Consider the following 14,920-nt stretch of genomic DNA (forward strand, 5'->3'; position numbering starts at 1 on the left):
GGGTTTTCTCTTGTTTGAGTTGCCTCTTGTGGTAAGATGGTAATCAATTACTATCTTACAAGGAGTGCTCGTGGACACCCATCCAAAGCATCTGCCGGCCGATGAACGTCGTGCCGTAACTGTCGAGTCCGTCGTGGCGCTTGCCGGTTCACAAAACCCAAGCGAGATAACCACTGCGGCTATCGCTAAACACATGAACTTGACCCAGGGTGCGCTGTTTCGGCACTTCCCGAACAAGGAAGCCATTTGGCAGGCGGTCATGGAGTGGGTAGCAGAGCGCCTATTAGCCAGAATCGATCGATCCGCACAAGGAATCGAGTCGCCCTTGGCAGCCATGGAGGCGATGTTCATGAGTCATATCGAATTCGTAGCTGAGCACCCAGGCGTGCCAAGAATGATGTTTGGTGAGCTTCAGCGTGCCGAATCGACACCGGCCAAGCGCATGGTGCAAACCTTGATTCAGCGCTACGGCGAACGTTTGCATCGTCTCATCGAGAAAGGCAAGGCCAGCGGCGAGTTGTCTCCCTCGCTTGACAACGAGGCGGCGGCAACGCTGTTCATTGGCACGATCCAGGGCTTGGTCATGCAATCGCTGTTGGCGGGTGATGTGGGACGTATGCACCGCGATGCGCCGCGCGTCTTTGCAATTTATCGGCGTGGCATAAGGAGTGCGCAATGAAAAAGTTACCCTTGCAAGGCCGCACCCTGGCACTGCTTGCCGTCATCATTCCTTTGCTGGTGCTTTTTATTTATGTCGGTCTGCGATCAGGGCCGCTCGCCCCGGTCGCTGTGACGGTGGCAAGCGTGGAATCACGGGCTATCACACCGGCGCTGTTCGGCATCGGCACGGTGGAGGCGCGCTACACCTACAAGATCGGGCCGACGTTTGCCGGGCGCGTCAAACGCCTGGAGGTGCATGTAGGCGACCAGGTCAAGGCCGGACAGGTGCTCGGCGAGATGGAGCCGGTCGACCTTGATGATCGGGTGCGCTCACAGGAGTCTGTATTCAAGCGGGCGGAAGCGGCTTTGCGCGAGGCAGAAGCCCGGCAAGCCTACGCGCAAACCCAGGCGCGCCGCTATGAGCAATTGTTTGCGGTGCGCTCGACCAGCGAGGAAATCGTCACCACCAAGCGGCAGGAACTGCAGATCGCCGATGCCGCCCTATCCGCCGCTCGGGAAGATATTGCCCGGGCACGCTCCGACCGCGAAGCACTCGTCGCGCAGCGGAGCAATCTGCGCCTGATCGCGCCGGTCGACGGTGTAGTCGCCGTGCGCGATGCCGATCCCGGCACGACCATCGTCGCGGGCCAGGCCGTGGTGGAAGTGATCGACCCCAAGAGTTTGTGGATCAATGTGCGCTTCGACCAGATCAGCGCATCGGGGCTGGCTGGGGGGCTGCCGGCTCATATCGTCCTGCGTTCGCGTGGTGGCCAGACCTTGAAAGGTCGCGTGCTGCGGGTGGAACCCAAGGCCGACGCGGTAACCGAGGAAACGCTTGCCAAGGTGACATTCGATAACAAACCAGAACCTTTGCCACCAGTGGGTGAACTGGCCGAAGTCACGGTTGACTTGCCGGCGCTCCCGGCCGCTCCACTGATCCCCAACGCTGCCGTCCAGCGTGAAGGCGATAAAGTTGGTGTCTGGCAAATCGTGGATGGTGATCTGCATTTCTCCCCGGTCAAGCTCGGCACTTCCGACCTCAATGGTTACGTGCAGGTGCGCGAAGGGCTCAAGAATGGGGACCAGGTTGTGACCTATAGCGAAAAGGCACTGACGGCGCGCAGCCGCATCCATGTGGTCGAGCATATCCCGGGAGTTTCACGATGATCAGCCTGGCCGGCCGCGACATTCTCCATGCCTGGGGGAAATTCGTCTTCACCGGCATCGGTCTGGGTCTGCTGATCGGCGTCACCCTAGTCATGGCTGGGGTGTACCGAGGCATGGTGGACGACGGCAAGGCGTTGCTCGACAACAGTGGCGCTGACCTTTGGGTGGTGCAAAAGGATACTCTGGGTCCTTATGCGGAGTCGTCCAGCCTCAACGATGACGTGTATCGCGCCATTCTCGCCATGCCGGGAGTCTCACAGGCAGCGAACGCGACCTACCTGACCATGCAGGTACGCAAGAGCGAGAGTGATGTACGCACCATGGTGGTCGGCATCGCGCCCGGTGCGTTGGGGGCTACACCCGGATGGCCTCCTTATCTCGTCGCTGGACGCCAGATCACGCGCGGTCACTACGAGGCTGTGGCCGACATCGCCACCGGCTTCAAACTGGGAGATCGTCTTGCCATTCGCCGCAATCATTACACCGTCGTGGGGCTGACACGGCGCATGGTGTCGTCCAGCGGCGACCCGATGGTATTCATTCCGCTCAAAGATGCCCAGGAGGCCCAGTTCCTCAAGGACAACGATGCCATCTGGCAAAGCCGGCGTCGCACCGAAGCCAACCCGGTCTTCAATCGACCCGGTGATCCAGGTTTGCTGGATGCCGTGATTGCTTCACAGAGCAGCAACGCGTTCGTCAATGCCGTGCTGGTCACTCTGAAACCTGGTCATGCGCCGGACGAGGTTGCCGAATCCATCCAGCGCTGGAAGCGTTTGACGGTCTACACCCGGGCACAGATGGAAGACATCCTCGTCGGCAAGCTGATTGCCACCTCGGCCAAGCAGATCGGCATGTTCCTTGTGATTCTGGCCATCGTTAGCGCGGCCATCGTTGCCTTCATCATCTATTCGCTGACGATGGACAAAATCCGTGAGATCGCGGTGTTGAAGCTCATCGGCACACGCAACCGAACCATCGCCGCGATGATCATGCAGCAGGCGCTCGCCCTGGGCGTGATTGGCTTCGTGGTCGGCAAGATCACAGCCACCTTTTCAGCACCGGCTTTTCCAAAATATGTCCTGCTCACGCCAATGGATTCTGTCGCCGGTTTTTTTGCCGTGCTCGTGATCTGCGTTCTAGCTAGCCTCGTCGCCATTCGCATGGCACTCAAGGTCGATCCGGCCGAAGCCATTGGAGGTTGAGATGAGTGGCAAAGGGATACACATCGAAAGTTTAAGCAAGCGGTATGGCGATGGTGACACCGCTGTCTTTGCCTTGAGAGACGTGAATATGCATGTTGCGCCTGGTGAAGTGGTGGGACTGATCGGCCCTTCCGGGTCCGGCAAGAGCACGCTGCTCAAGTGTCTGGGTGCGGTGATCGAACCGACCGCCGGTCGCATGACGCTGGGCGATGAAGTGATCTACGCCGATGGCTGGAAAGTCCGCGACCTGCGCGCCTTACGGCGTGACAAGATCGGTTTCGTTTTCCAGGCGCCGTACCTGATTCCGTTTCTCGATGTCACCGACAACGTGGCGCTGCTGCCGATGCTTGCAGGCGTCGCGAATGGAGAGTCGCGCGCGAAGGCACTGGAATTGCTCACAGCGCTTGATGTGCAACACCGAGCTCGCGCAATGCCCTCGCAACTCTCCGGTGGCGAGCAGCAACGGGTCGCCATCGCGCGCGGACTGGTCAATCGTCCGCCGGTGATCCTGGCCGATGAACCCACTGCGCCGCTGGATTCCGAGCGCGCCATGGCTGTAATCCGCATCCTCAACGACATGGCCCGGAAGTTCGAGACCGCCATCATCGTCGTCACCCATGACGAAAAGATCATCCCCACATTCAAGCGCATCTACCACATCCGCGACGGCGTGACCCATGAGGAAGCTGGCGAAGGGCGGGAGTTCGAATGAGAGAACGATTGAATTACAGGAGAATTTCATGACCCACCGCAAACACAGCCACGCATTTGGAACTATCACCCTGACCGTTACGGCCTGCCTGCTTTTATGGGGTTTTCAGTTGCCAGCTTGGGCTGGTGACGCTACCCAGGTTGAGCCACTGGCGCTACGCAAGATCATGCAGGAACTCGGGCGCAACATGCAGGCTATTACCGGTGCGATTTCGCAGGAGGAATGGGTTCAGGTCGTTCAGCTCGCCCCAAAAGTTGCTGCACACCCCGAGCCACCGCTTACTGAAAAAATGCGCATCCTTGCTTACCTCGGCGCTGATGCGACCAAGTTCAGAAACTTTGACGCGCAGACTCACGAGGCGGCGCTGGCCATGAAGCTGGCTGCTGCGAGCAGCGACGGCAAGGCGGTGATCCAATCATTCGCCCACGTGCAGGAAAGCTGCTTGGGCTGCCACCAAGCTTTCCGTAAACCTTTCGTGGAGCATTTTTATGGAGCACGCTAAAACATGCCAGCGCCCCATCAGCCTCGAAAGACGGCTTGCGGCAACTTACCTGGTAGCTGGTCTGGTCACCGCCGGTCTGGCCGGCTGCGCCGCCGGCCCTGATTTTCAGCGTCCCACCGCACCCGATGTGGCTCGCTACACTGCAACACCGATAGCTGATAGAACCGTGTCCGCTCCCACGCAGTTCGGCGAAACACAACGTCTAGTCGAAGGGCTTCCGATCGAAACGCAATGGTGGCAAAGCTTGGGTTCATCCGCACTCGACGGACTGATAAACGAAGCTTTCCATGTCAGCCCGACGCTGGCGAGCATCAGCGCCAATTTGCGACAGGCGCAGGAGCTTCTTGCCGCACAGGCGGGCTCGACGCAATATCCACAGGTAGATGTCGCACTGGGATCTCAGCGCCAGCAAATGAGTCCCAGTAGCCAAGGGTTGAGCGGAGAGGCACGTCAATTCAGCCTCTACAACGCCAGCGTTGGCGTGCATTACAACCTCGATCTGGCTGGCGGCAACCGGCGCGCACTCGAAGCCTTGGCTGCTCGCGCCGACTACCGTCGCTTCGAACTGAATGCTGCGCGCCTGGCCCTTGCCGGCAACATGGCAACCGCTGCCATTACCCGAGCACGCCTCGCCGCGCAACTAGAAGCCACTACTGCCATTTTGCGCGTGCAGGATGAGCAACTGCGCCTAGCCCATGAACGCGTGCGTATCGGTCAGGCCTCACCTGATGAAGCGTTGAGCCTACAAGCTCAGGCGGAGCAAACGCGGGCAGAACTGCCTGCGCTGCGTAAACAACTGCAACAAACCGAACATCTACTGGCGGTGCTAGCCGGTCGTGCCCCAGGCACGGGTGGCATCCCGGCCTTCACTCTGGCCGATTTCACTCTACCCGTCGAGATGCCGCTCGTCGTGCCCTCAGAACTGGTGCGCCGCCGACCGGATATCCAGGCGTCAGAGGCGCTGTTGCATGCGGCCAATGCAGACTATGGTGTGGCTGTCGCCAAGCTCTACCCACAGATCAACCTGAGCGCCAACCTTGGTTCTCAGGCGCTGACCACCGGTGCCCTGTTCGGTGGTGGCTCGGCAGTGTGGGGCCTGGTTGCGCAGCTCACCCAGCCTCTTTTTAATCCAGGGCTACCCGCTGAAAAAAGAGCGGCGCTCGCCGCTTTTGATGCCGCCGTAGCCAATTACCAGAGCGTCGTATTGGAGTCTTTGCGTAACGTCGCCGACACCCTGCGCGCGGTGGAAAGCGATGCACAAACTTTGACTGCCCTCGCTGCCGCTGATATGGCTGCACAGGCCTCCTTGCAGTCGGTCGAGCGGCAATACCGGCTGGGCGCGGCCAGCTACCTGCAACTGCTCATCGCGCAGCAACAGGCACAGTCAATCCGGATCAATATGGTTGCGGTCCAGGCACAACGCCTAGTCGATAGTGTTGCTTTATATCAGGCCCTGGGAGGTGGTGTCAGTTAAGACTATACCCTAACCTGATGTCAGATGTTGAGCACAAACAACGTCAGAGTAGGGTATTAATTTATATTTATTGACACATTCAGCCAAGGGTAATAGATTTCATCCTGACATTTTTACCTTTGGAGGCATCTTGCAAGGTCAACGTATCGGCTACGTTCGCGTCAGCAGCTTCGACCAGAATCCTGATCGACAACTGGAACAAATAGAAGTCGGCAAGGTATTCACCGATAAGGCTTCAGGCAAGGACACACAACGTCCCGAACTTGAAAGGCTGCTGGCCTTCGTCCGCGAGGGCGACACCGTGGTGGTGCATAGCATGGACAGGTTGGCACGCAACCTTGATGACCTGCGCCGCATCGTCCAAGGGCTGACACAACGGGGCGTGCGCATGGAGTTCGTCAAAGAAGGGCTAACGTTCACCGGCGAGGACTCACCGATGGCCAATCTGATGCTGTCGGTCATGGGAGCCTTTGCTGAGTTCGAGCGCGCTCTGATCCGCGAACGTCAGCGCGAGGGAATCGTGCTGGCTAAGCAGCGCGGGGCCTACCGGGGACGAAAGAAATCGCTGAACAGCGAACAAATTGCCGAGTTGAAACGGCGAGTTGCGGCAGGCGACCAGAAAACCTTGGTGGCCCGTGACTTCGGCATCAGCCGCGAAACCTTGTACCAGTACCTGCGGGAAGACTGACCATGCCACGCCGCTCAATCCTGTCCGCCACCGAGCGCGAAAGTCTGCTGACACTGCCAGATGCCAAAGACGAACTGATACGGCACTACACGTTCAACGAAACCGACCTGTCGGTGATCCGTCAGCGTCGCGGCGCCGCGAATCGATTGGGCTTCGCCGTGCAGCTTTGCTACTTGCGATTCCCTGGCATCTTCTTGGGCGTCGATGATCCTCCATTTCTGCCCCTGCTGCGCATGGTGGCCGCACAACTCAAGGTGCCGGTGGAAAGCTGGAACCATTACGGCCAGCGCGAGCAGACACGGCGGGAGCACTTGGTCGAGCTGCAAACGGTGTTTGGATTCAAGCCCTTCACCATGAGTCATTACCGGCAAGCCGTGCATACATTGACCGAACTGGCCTTGCAAACAGACAAAGGCATTGTGCTGGCCAGCACCCTTGTTGAAAACCTGCGGCGGCAGAGCATCATCCTACCCGCCATGAATGCCATCGAGCGCGCAAGCGCCGAGGCCATTACCCGTGCCAACCGAAGCATCCATGCGGCATTGGCCGATTCCTTGATACCTGTCCATCGCCAGCGCCTGGACGAACTGCTCAAGCGCAAGGATGGTAGCAAAATGACGTGGCTAGCGTGGCTGCGCCAATCGCCCGCCAAGCCGAACTCGCGCCACATGCTTGAACACATCGAACGCCTCAAAGCCTGGCAGGCGCTTGACCTACCTGCTGGCATCGAACGGCAGGTACACCAAAACCGCTTGCTCAAGATCGCCCGCGAAGGCGGCCAGATGACGCCCGCCGACCTGGCCAAGTTCGAGTCGCAGCGGCGTTACGCCACCTTGGTAGCACTGGCCATCGAGGGCATGGCCACCGTCACTGATGAAATCATCGACCTTCACGACCGTATCATCGGCAAGCTGTTCAATGCGGCCAAGAACAAGCATCAACAGCAGTTCCAGGCTTCCGGCAAGGCGATCAACGACAAGGTGCGGATGTATGGGCGCATCGGTCAGGCGCTGATTGAAGCCAAACAAAGCGGCGGCGATCCGTTCGCCGCCATCGAAGCGGTCATGCCGTGGGACACCTTCGCCGCCAGCGTCACCGAGGCGCAAACGCTGGCGCGGCCTGCCGATTTTGATTTCCTGCACCATATCGGCGAGAGTTACGCCACGCTGCGCCGCTATGCGCCGCAGTTCCTGGACGTGCTCAAACTGCGCGCCGCGCCCACCGCCAAGGGTGTGCTCGATGCCATCGACGTGCTGCGCGGCATGAACAGCGACAGCGCGCGCAAGGTGCCCGCCGATGCGCCAACCGCATTCATCAAGCCGCGCTGGGCAAAGCTGGTTCTGACCGACGAGGGTATTGACCGGCGTTACTACGAGTTATGCGCCCTGTCGGAGCTGAAGAACGCACTGCGCTCTGGTGATGTTTGGGTGCAGGGTTCGCGCCAGTTCAAGGACTTCGACGAATACCTGGTGCCGATCGAGAAGTTCGCCACCCTGAAGCTGGCCAGCGAATTGCCACTGGCCGTGGCCACCGACTGCGACCAATATCTGCATGACCGACTGGAATTATTGGAGGCGCAACTCGCCACAGTCAACCGCATGGCGGCGACCAACGACTTACCGGACGCCATCATCACCACTGCATCGGGCCTGAAGATCACGCCGCTGGACGCAGCGGTGCCAGACGCCGCGCAAGCCTTGATTGACCAGTCGGCGATGTTGCTGCCGCACCTCAAGATCACCGAGTTGCTGATGGAGGTCGATGAATGGACGGGCTTCACGCGCCACTTCACACACCTGAAGACCGGCGACACGGCCAAGGACAAAACCTTGCTGATGACGACGATTCTGGCTGATGGTATCAATCTTGGGCTCACCAAGATGGCCGAGTCCTGCCCTGGCACCACCTACGCCAGGCTGTCTTGGCTGCAAGCCTGGCACGTTCGCGACGAAACCTATTCGACGGCGCTGGCCGAGCTGGTGAACGCACAGTTTCGACAACCCTTCGCCGGAAACTGGGGCGACGGCACCACGTCATCGTCGGACGGCCAGAACTTCCGAACCGGCAGCAAGGCAGAGAGCACCGGGCATATCAATCCGAAGTATGGAAGTAGCCCTGGGCGGACGTTCTATACCCATATCTCCGACCAATACGCGCCCTTCAGCGCCAAGGTGGTCAACGTCGGCTTGCGCGACTCGACCTATGTGCTCGATGGCCTGCTGTACCACGAGTCTGACTTGCGTATCGAGGAACACTACACCGACACGGCGGGCTTCACCGATCATGTGTTCGGCCTGATGCACTTTCTGGGATTCCGGTTCGCGCCGCGCATCCGCGACCTGGGCGACACCAAGCTGTTCATTCCCAAGGGCCATACTGCCTACGATGCACTCAAGCCGATGATTAGCAGCGACAGGCTGAACATCAAGGCTATTCGCGCTCATTGGGATGAAATCCTACGGCTGGCCACTTCGATCAAGCAGGGCACGGTGACGGCCTCGCTGATGCTGCGCAAGCTCGGCAGCTATCCGCGCCAAAACGGCTTGGCCGTCGCCCTGCGCGAGCTGGGGCGCATCGAGCGCACGCTGTTCATTCTGGATTGGCTGCAAAGCGTGGAGCTGCGCCGCCGCGTCCATGCGGGGCTGAATAAGGGCGAGGCGCGCAACGCGCTGGCCAGGGCGGTCTTCTTCTACCGATTGGGTGAAATCCGCGACCGCAGTTTTGAGCAGCAGCGCTACCGGGCCAGCGGCCTCAATCTGGTGACGGCGGCCATCGTGTTGTGGAACACGGTCTATCTGGAGCGTGCCACCAGTGCTTTGCGTGCCCACGGCAAGGCGCTGGACGACACGTTGCTGCAATATCTGTCCCCGCTGGGGTGGGAGCATATCAACCTGACCGGCGATTACCTATGGCGCAGCAGTGCCAAGGTCGGTGCGGGGAAGTTCAGGCCATTGCGACCGCTGCCACCGGCTTAGCGTGCTTTATTTTCCGTTTTCTGAGACGACCCCTATAGGGCACGTTGCCATTGCCGTAGAACCGCTTGCGCGTGGCCTCGGCCACCGCATTGCACAACGTGTCACCCAGCTTCGCTCGGTCAGCTTTGCACTGCTGCCGCAGTTCCTTCAGTCGTTCGGGATTGGCCACCAATGATTCGACCGTCTCTGTTGGAACGGACTGGCTGCAGGCCGTCAGCAGAATGGCAAGCGTCAATACGGAAATCGTCTTCATGGCACGGCCTCTCGTCGCATGATGTTGGGGCTCTGAGATGGTTCATCCATCTGGCGGGTTCACTCTGTCAATGAAGCGACTCAACTGCTCAGATGGCTCAGCATCCATGCGCAGCAGATAGGTGGTCAGCATCGGAGGACGCCCGGCCAAGGGCCGGGCGATCACATCCGGGTTGCAGTACCCAGCAATCTGGACTTCGGTGGCGAAGCCCAGGCCATAGCCGGCTCCCACCAGAGTCATCATCAAGTCCAGGGTCGGTACGCGATCAGTCACGTTAAGCCGGACATCGGTGGCACGTAGTACGTGCTGGAGCTGTCGCCAGAAACCTTCGCAGGCCTCTGGATGGCAGAGTACCAAGGGATAGCGCACGACCTCGTCCAATGGCAGGTGCCGATGCGCCAGGATCGGATGGAGTGCCGGCACGGCCACCATCAGCGGATCTTGCCAAACCGGTTCGGCGATGAAGCCTTCGCCCAGGGCATCGGACTTGGCGAATCCCACATCGAAAAGGTCGCTTTTCAGCCCCTTGATCTGATGCGACAGCGAGACGGTGGAAAGACGTATTTCCACCTCCGGTTCGTCCTTGCGGCATTGTGCCAGCAAGGCGGAAACACGCGACGGCGGAATGCCGTCGGATAGAGCGATGCGCAGACGTCCGTGGTAGCCGGTAGCAGCGGCCTTCACACTGGTCTTGGCTTGGTCGATATAAGCGAAGATGCGAAGGACTTCATCCAGAAACACCGTGCCGGCCCATGTTAAGCGCGTGCTGCGCGTGGTGCGCTCAAACAATCGTACGGCCAAGTGCCGTTCCAACTCTTTGATGGTACGTGACAACGGTGATTGCTCGATGTGCAGCCGCTCGGCGGCGCGAGCGAAGTGCAGCTCCTCTGCGACCGCGACAAAACAGCGAAGGTGTCGGAGTTCCACGTCATTGCCTCCTGCAAATTACGATTGAAATTGCCGTTTCAGGAAAAACCCGATGATCGAATCCGATGTCGCAAAAATTGCGTGAGGTACTCTCTTTAAGACTCCTGTGCAGCCTTGTTGTCCTACATCCGACTTCATTTCGATCAGCCAATGGGCGTGGGCGAGGTTTCGCTCGACGGCGAGTACCGTTTGACGCCACCAAAATGGCAAGACAGCGGGATTGGGCTGGATGCCTATCAAACCAGCTGCAGACCTGGAGATCATTTCGAGCACAAGAAATTTGTGCCAGATTTAACCGATGCCTTTTACTAAATCTGCAGCGTTTCAGAGGCATTCGATACTGCTTAGGTCATGACCTTATCTAGGATCGCCCTTTACTTTTTGGTCTTCAATGGACACGTGCTCCATCCTAGGAGCGGGTAAATTGGGCAAAAGCGCATCAGCCCTGTCAGCAGCGGAATGATGCCCAGCCATCCCCACCACCCCACAGTGCCTGTTGCCGCGAGTGCAATCAACACTACACCCACGATGACGCGTAGCACGCGATCCAAACCACTTACGTTGAATTTCATAAATTCTCCTTCTGAAAAAATGGGTCTTCAGCACCTTGGCGCATTTATGTGGTCATGGCTCTTTGATTCCACGGCATCTTCATGAGCAAGCGGGCCAGCCCGCAGAAGCCAGAGACTCCCGCAAACACCAGCCCCGCCCCGACGAAACCCGAGAGGGCATGGAACCAGGGCGACACCGTGGCCCCAAGTACTGCACCGACCATGATCAACGAACCCGCCGCAATCTGGACCTGTCGCTGCAGCTCCAGAGGTTGCGACACATCCGCCACCACTGGCAGCCCCGCCTTCTTCCAGGCATCCAGTCCGCCTTCGAGCACATAGGCATCGCACGCTGTGCACGATCCCAGCGCCTGCGCATTCACCTGTGTCCGGTTGCCCGAGCGGCAGTGGAAGATGACCGCCGAAGCGCCTTCAAGGGGCAAGGTGCCGTTCTTCAGGCGCTCCATCGGCACATGGTGCGCCAGCGCGATGCGTTCGCGGGCATGCTCATCCGAGGCGCGGATGTCGACCAGGATCGCACCCTGGTTCATGCGGTCGCGAGCGTCTTGGGGAGAAATGGATTTCAAAGACATGGGTGTTGCTTTCTGGCTGAGGTTATGGGCAGAAGATGTTCTTGAGCGTGGCGATGAGCTTGGCCACATCCGGGTTTTCGATGCGGTAGTGGAGGGTTTGCGACTCGCGCCGGAAGGTCACCAGCCCTTCGCCGCGCATCTTGGCCAAGTGCTGCGACAAGGCGGACGGGCTCAGTGCCACCTTCTCGTGCAGCGCGCCCACCGTCATCTCCCCGTGTTCGATCAGCAGACAGAGCACGAGCAAACGGTTTTCATTGCCGACGGCGCGCAGCATGGCTGCAGCCTTGGCTGCGCCGTCTTGGAGGAACTGCTGGTCTTTCTTGCTCAGTGCCATGGCTAGTAGTATTTAATGAAAAGCTAATTTAGCATAAGCTAATAAACGTTCAAACAACATCCGACAAAAAGGCGCGCCATGCATTCTTCCGCCCAGACTCAGGCCTTCTTCGATGAGGCCACCAACACGGTGACGTATCTGGTGTCCGATCCCGCGACGCGGCAAGCCGCCGTGATCGACCCGGTGCTCGACTACGACCACCGCAGCGGAAAGGCCTCGACCCGTTCGGCCGACCGGGTTCTGGCAACCGCGCGCGAGCAGGATCTGGCGATTGCGTGGATACTGGAAACCCATGCCCATGCGGATCATCTGAGCGCCGCGCCGTACCTGAAGCAGCGCACCGGCGCGCAGGTCGCCGTGACGGCCGCCACCGGTCCCGCCTTGGAGAGTGCGTCGGCCATGCTTGACCCGACGCCCTGTCGACGCAGCCAGGGCTTGAGCCTGCTAGGCGACCACCACAGAAAAACCAGTGCCACCAGTCCGAGCAGCAACGTGGGGACATGGGTATGGGGCAGGCTGCGCCACAACGCGGGTAGCAATTCGGGCAGAGTGTCGCCCGAGGCTGTAACGCCTAGCACATGCTTGGCCTGGCCGAAGGCGATCAGCACGCCGGACGCCGATATGAAGCCGGAAATGACTGGGTGACTCAGGTAATTCGCCAGGAGTCCCAGTCGCAGCACACCCATCGCGGTCAGCATCAGACCCGAAAGCAAGGCCAGAACCAATGCCACCTCCCAAGACGCTGCCGAACCTGCGGCAGCCACCTGGCCGATGGCTGCCCCCGTCATCAGTGATGTCACTGCGGCTGGCCCGATCGCCAGCGTTCGGCTACTACCGAAGAGCGCGTAGGCGAGCAGGGGCAGCATGCTGGCATACAGCCCCTCCTGAGGTGGCAGGTCGGCCAGCAGGGCGTAGGCCAGACTTTGGGGAATCAGCATCAGCATCAGCATCAGCATCAGCATCAGCATCAGCATCAGCGTGACGATGCCGGCTGCCAACAGATCGCCTGAGAACTGGCTCCGGTCATAGCTGCTTGCCCACGACAGGATCGGGAGCCAGCGCCCGATTGAGAAGAATGGTTTTCTGGTGTTTCGCTGATCGTTGAGTCCCATGCGTTGGCCCGATTTCAATATCTATATTTATAGTTTATACTTTTATATATCAATTGAATCAGCAACTCACATGACGAGCAAGAAAAGCCATCTACAGACACCGGAACAGCTTCGCGAGCATGCGGGTAAGGCCTGCGCGTTGTTGAAGACGCTCGCCAATGAGGATCGGTTGTTGCTGCTATGCCAGATCGCGTCCGAGCGCCTCAACGTGGGCGAACTTGAAGCGATCACCGGCATTCGCCAGCCCACCTTGTCGCAGCAACTGGCCGTGCTGCGGCAGGAAAACTTGGTCGATACCGAGAAGGAGGGGAAGTTCGTTTATTACCGGCTGGCCAATGACAACGTCATGCGTGTCATGCGCACGCTCTGGGACATTTACTGCGCTCCGAAGTGAAAGGGCTGAAACCATGAAACACGACAAATACAAAGACATCTCCGAAAGCATCGATTTACCAAATGCCTTGAACCGTCGACGCGCCTTGCTGATGCTGGGCGCCGTGGGGACTGCGGGCACCTTGCTCCAGCCAGTCTCAGCCCGCGCAGCGGACAAAACAAAGACCAAGGCCCGCATCGTCATTGCGGGTGCTGGTGCGGCGGGCTTGACCACAGCGTCTCGTCTGGCCGCTTCGCTGGACGGCGCGAAGATCACCTTGATCGACGCGCGCAAGGAGCACCTCTACCAACCCGGCTTCACACTGGTGGGGGCGGGCATCAAGCCCGTGGGCTACGTGACCTCCACCACTGCGGAATATTTACCTGAGGGCGTGGAGCTGGTACAGGAGCGTGTGGCTGAGTTCGATCCGCAGGGCAATAGGGTCGTCACCGACAGCGGCGCGTCCTATCCCTACGACTTCCTCGTGGTCGCTACCGGCATGGTGCTGGAGTACAGCCTGATCGAAGGCATGGACGAGAAGCTGATTGGCCAAAACGGCATCGGCAGCATCTACCACAGCCCAGCGGGTGCCCAGGCCACCTGGCAGGCGATGTCAGCCTTTGCAGACAAGGGCGGCAGGGGTGTTTTTACACGCCCGTCCACCGAAATGAAATGCGCTGGAGCGCCACTCAAATACACATTCGTGACCGAAGATCACTTGACGCGGCGCGGCCAGCGCAGCAAGGCCGAGGTGGTCTACAACTCCAACAATAAGGTGTTGTTCAGCGTGCCCATCGTTTCAGAGAAGGTGCGCATGTTGTTCCAGGAACGTGGCATCCAGGTCAACTATGAGCGCGTGCTCAAGGCCATCGACCCGGGCAAGCGCATCGCCACCTTCAGCACGCCTGGGGGCATGGAAGAACAAGGCTACGACTTCATCCACGTCATCCCGCCAATGCGCGCGCCCGAGGTCATCCGCAACAGTCCTTTGCCGTGGCAGACGGGTGCCTGGGCCGCCGAAGGCTGGATGGAAGTGGACAAGGGCACGCTGCGCCACGTGCGCTACCCCAACGTGTTCGGCGTGGGCGACATCGCGGGCGTCCCCAAGGGCAAGACCGCCGCCAGCGTGAAGTGGCAGGTGCCTGTGGCCGTGGACCACCTCCTGGCGGATATCGCGGGCAAGAACTCCGATGCGCTTTACACCGGCTACACCTCGTGCCCACTGATCACCCGGTTGGGCCAGGCGATGCTGGTGGAGTTCGATTACCAGAACAACCTGGTGCCGTCCTTCCCGGGCTTGATCGCGCCGCTCGAAGAGCTGTGGATCAGTTGGGTCATGAAGACCATGGCCCTCAAGCCCACCTACATCAGCATGCTGCGCGGCAACGCATAAGGAG

Annotated in this window: 17 protein-coding genes and 1 pseudogene; 12 read left to right on the forward strand and 6 right to left on the reverse strand. The window is 59.5% G+C overall.

Translation table 11 applies throughout. The features are described 5' to 3' along the window. Positions 1–70 precede the first annotated feature (70 nt). The 8 genes from G518_RS0100880 (at position 71) to G518_RS0100915 (ending at position 9,380) form a co-directional block, all read left to right on the forward strand. Positions 71–679, forward strand: coding sequence for a TetR/AcrR family transcriptional regulator (locus G518_RS0100880; protein WP_004393990.1), 609 nt, complete (start codon positions 71–73; stop codon positions 677–679). Next, positions 676–1,827: an efflux RND transporter periplasmic adaptor subunit gene (locus G518_RS0100885; protein WP_016236501.1), complete on the forward strand. Its 1,152-nt coding sequence runs from the start codon at positions 676–678 to the stop codon at positions 1,825–1,827. The genes G518_RS0100880 and G518_RS0100885 overlap by 4 nt, the downstream gene beginning before the upstream one ends. After that, complete coding sequence (locus tag G518_RS0100890; RefSeq protein ID WP_028600914.1) at positions 1,824–3,029, forward strand: ABC transporter permease; 1,206 nt, start codon at positions 1,824–1,826, stop codon at positions 3,027–3,029. Before G518_RS0100885 ends, G518_RS0100890 begins: the two co-directional genes overlap by 4 nt. A 1-nt stretch (position 3,030) precedes the next feature. After that, positions 3,031–3,741 carry an ABC transporter ATP-binding protein gene (locus G518_RS0100895; protein WP_004393997.1) on the forward strand — a complete coding sequence of 237 codons (711 nt, stop codon included), beginning with the start codon at positions 3,031–3,033 and terminating at the stop codon, positions 3,739–3,741. A 28-nt stretch (positions 3,742–3,769) separates the two neighbouring features. Further along, positions 3,770–4,243 carry a cytochrome c gene (locus G518_RS0100900; RefSeq protein WP_003056106.1) on the forward strand — a complete coding sequence of 158 codons (474 nt, stop codon included), beginning with the start codon at positions 3,770–3,772 and terminating at the stop codon, positions 4,241–4,243. Further along, complete coding sequence (locus tag G518_RS0100905; RefSeq protein ID WP_028600915.1) at positions 4,230–5,717, forward strand: efflux transporter outer membrane subunit; 1,488 nt, start codon at positions 4,230–4,232, stop codon at positions 5,715–5,717. Before G518_RS0100900 ends, G518_RS0100905 begins: the two co-directional genes overlap by 14 nt. Before the next feature lie 130 nt (positions 5,718–5,847). Beyond that, on the forward strand, positions 5,848–6,405 hold the full coding sequence (locus G518_RS0100910; protein ID WP_001162010.1) for a recombinase family protein: 558 nt from the start codon (positions 5,848–5,850) through the stop codon (positions 6,403–6,405). 2 nt (positions 6,406–6,407) lie between these two features. Then, complete coding sequence (locus G518_RS0100915; RefSeq protein WP_011784759.1) at positions 6,408–9,380, forward strand: Tn3 family transposase; 2,973 nt, start codon at positions 6,408–6,410, stop codon at positions 9,378–9,380. Here the strand turns inward: G518_RS0100915 and G518_RS33330 are convergent. Further along, positions 9,349–9,633 carry an EexN family lipoprotein gene (locus G518_RS33330; protein WP_156909227.1) on the reverse strand — a complete coding sequence of 95 codons (285 nt, stop codon included), beginning with the start codon at positions 9,631–9,633 and terminating at the stop codon, positions 9,349–9,351. The two genes, G518_RS0100915 and G518_RS33330, sit on opposite strands and share 32 nt — an antisense overlap. Before the next feature lie 42 nt (positions 9,634–9,675). After that, on the reverse strand, positions 9,676–10,560 hold the full coding sequence (locus tag G518_RS33335) for a LysR family transcriptional regulator (RefSeq protein WP_036593142.1): 885 nt from the start codon (positions 10,558–10,560) through the stop codon (positions 9,676–9,678). A 114-nt stretch (positions 10,561–10,674) separates the two neighbouring features. Here G518_RS33335 and G518_RS39765 point away from each other — a divergent pair, with 114 nt between their 5' ends. Then, positions 10,675–10,872: a hypothetical protein gene (locus tag G518_RS39765; RefSeq protein WP_156909228.1), complete on the forward strand. Its 198-nt coding sequence runs from the start codon at positions 10,675–10,677 to the stop codon at positions 10,870–10,872. 62 nt (positions 10,873–10,934) lie between these two features. Here G518_RS39765 and G518_RS0100935 read toward each other — a convergent pair whose 3' ends face one another. The 3 genes from G518_RS0100935 to G518_RS0100945 are packed head-to-tail and all read right to left on the reverse strand — an operon-like array spanning position 10,935 to position 12,038. Further along, positions 10,935–11,132, reverse strand: coding sequence for a YgaP family membrane protein (locus G518_RS0100935; protein ID WP_028600916.1), 198 nt, complete (start codon positions 11,130–11,132; stop codon positions 10,935–10,937). Between the two features lie 44 nt (positions 11,133–11,176). Next, positions 11,177–11,704 (reverse strand): rhodanese family protein, encoded by a 528-nt coding sequence (locus tag G518_RS0100940; RefSeq protein WP_028600917.1) that lies wholly within the window; start codon positions 11,702–11,704, stop codon positions 11,177–11,179. Between the two features lie 22 nt (positions 11,705–11,726). Continuing rightward, on the reverse strand, positions 11,727–12,038 hold the full coding sequence (locus G518_RS0100945) for an ArsR/SmtB family transcription factor (RefSeq protein ID WP_028600918.1): 312 nt from the start codon (positions 12,036–12,038) through the stop codon (positions 11,727–11,729). A 78-nt stretch (positions 12,039–12,116) separates the two neighbouring features. On the opposite strand from G518_RS0100945, the pseudogene G518_RS39035 reads away from it, so the two are divergent. Then, a pseudogene (locus G518_RS39035) lies at positions 12,117–12,398 on the forward strand (MBL fold metallo-hydrolase); the annotation flags it as partial. Here the strand turns inward: G518_RS39035 and G518_RS33340 are convergent. Further along, complete coding sequence (locus G518_RS33340) at positions 12,344–13,150, reverse strand: SulP family inorganic anion transporter (protein WP_211231652.1); 807 nt, start codon at positions 13,148–13,150, stop codon at positions 12,344–12,346. The pseudogene G518_RS39035 and the gene G518_RS33340 sit on opposite strands and share 55 nt — an antisense overlap. A 70-nt stretch (positions 13,151–13,220) precedes the next feature. Between G518_RS33340 and G518_RS0100955 the strand changes: the two genes are divergently transcribed. Together G518_RS0100955 and G518_RS0100960 are read left to right on the forward strand one after the other, a co-directional pair. Next, entirely contained in the window at positions 13,221–13,544 is a 324-nt protein-coding gene (locus tag G518_RS0100955) for an ArsR/SmtB family transcription factor (RefSeq protein WP_028600919.1), read from the forward strand. Between the two features lie 13 nt (positions 13,545–13,557). Beyond that, on the forward strand, positions 13,558–14,916 hold the full coding sequence (locus G518_RS0100960) for an NAD(P)/FAD-dependent oxidoreductase (RefSeq protein ID WP_051235775.1): 1,359 nt from the start codon (positions 13,558–13,560) through the stop codon (positions 14,914–14,916). Positions 14,917–14,920: the final 4 nt, after the last annotated feature.

The sequence above is a fragment of the Ottowia thiooxydans DSM 14619 genome (genome assembly GCF_000422885.1).
Taxonomy (GTDB): domain Bacteria; phylum Pseudomonadota; class Gammaproteobacteria; order Burkholderiales; family Burkholderiaceae_C; genus Ottowia; species Ottowia thiooxydans.

Bases quoted from the DNA above. Each gene is read 5' to 3' on its own strand.
- G518_RS0100940 (WP_028600917.1), bottom strand. From the start codon at position 11,704: ATGTCTTTGAAATCCATTTCTCCCCAAGACGCTCGCGACCGCATGAAC.
- G518_RS0100900 (WP_003056106.1), top strand. From the start codon at position 3,770: ATGACCCACCGCAAACACAGCCACGCATTTGGAACTATCACCCTGACC.
- G518_RS0100885 (WP_016236501.1), top strand. From the start codon at position 676: ATGAAAAAGTTACCCTTGCAAGGCCGCACCCTGGCACTGCTTGCCGTC.
- G518_RS0100935 (WP_028600916.1), bottom strand. From the start codon at position 11,132: ATGAAATTCAACGTAAGTGGTTTGGATCGCGTGCTACGCGTCATCGTG.
- G518_RS0100945 (WP_028600918.1), bottom strand. From the start codon at position 12,038: ATGGCACTGAGCAAGAAAGACCAGCAGTTCCTCCAAGACGGCGCAGCC.
- G518_RS0100905 (WP_028600915.1), top strand. From the start codon at position 4,230: ATGGAGCACGCTAAAACATGCCAGCGCCCCATCAGCCTCGAAAGACGG.
- G518_RS33340 (WP_211231652.1), bottom strand. From the start codon at position 13,150: ATGGGACTCAACGATCAGCGAAACACCAGAAAACCATTCTTCTCAATC.
- G518_RS0100895 (WP_004393997.1), top strand. From the start codon at position 3,031: ATGAGTGGCAAAGGGATACACATCGAAAGTTTAAGCAAGCGGTATGGC.
- G518_RS0100960 (WP_051235775.1), top strand. From the start codon at position 13,558: ATGAAACACGACAAATACAAAGACATCTCCGAAAGCATCGATTTACCA.
- G518_RS0100915 (WP_011784759.1), top strand. From the start codon at position 6,408: ATGCCACGCCGCTCAATCCTGTCCGCCACCGAGCGCGAAAGTCTGCTG.
- G518_RS0100955 (WP_028600919.1), top strand. From the start codon at position 13,221: ATGACGAGCAAGAAAAGCCATCTACAGACACCGGAACAGCTTCGCGAG.
- G518_RS0100890 (WP_028600914.1), top strand. From the start codon at position 1,824: ATGATCAGCCTGGCCGGCCGCGACATTCTCCATGCCTGGGGGAAATTC.
- G518_RS33330 (WP_156909227.1), bottom strand. From the start codon at position 9,633: ATGAAGACGATTTCCGTATTGACGCTTGCCATTCTGCTGACGGCCTGC.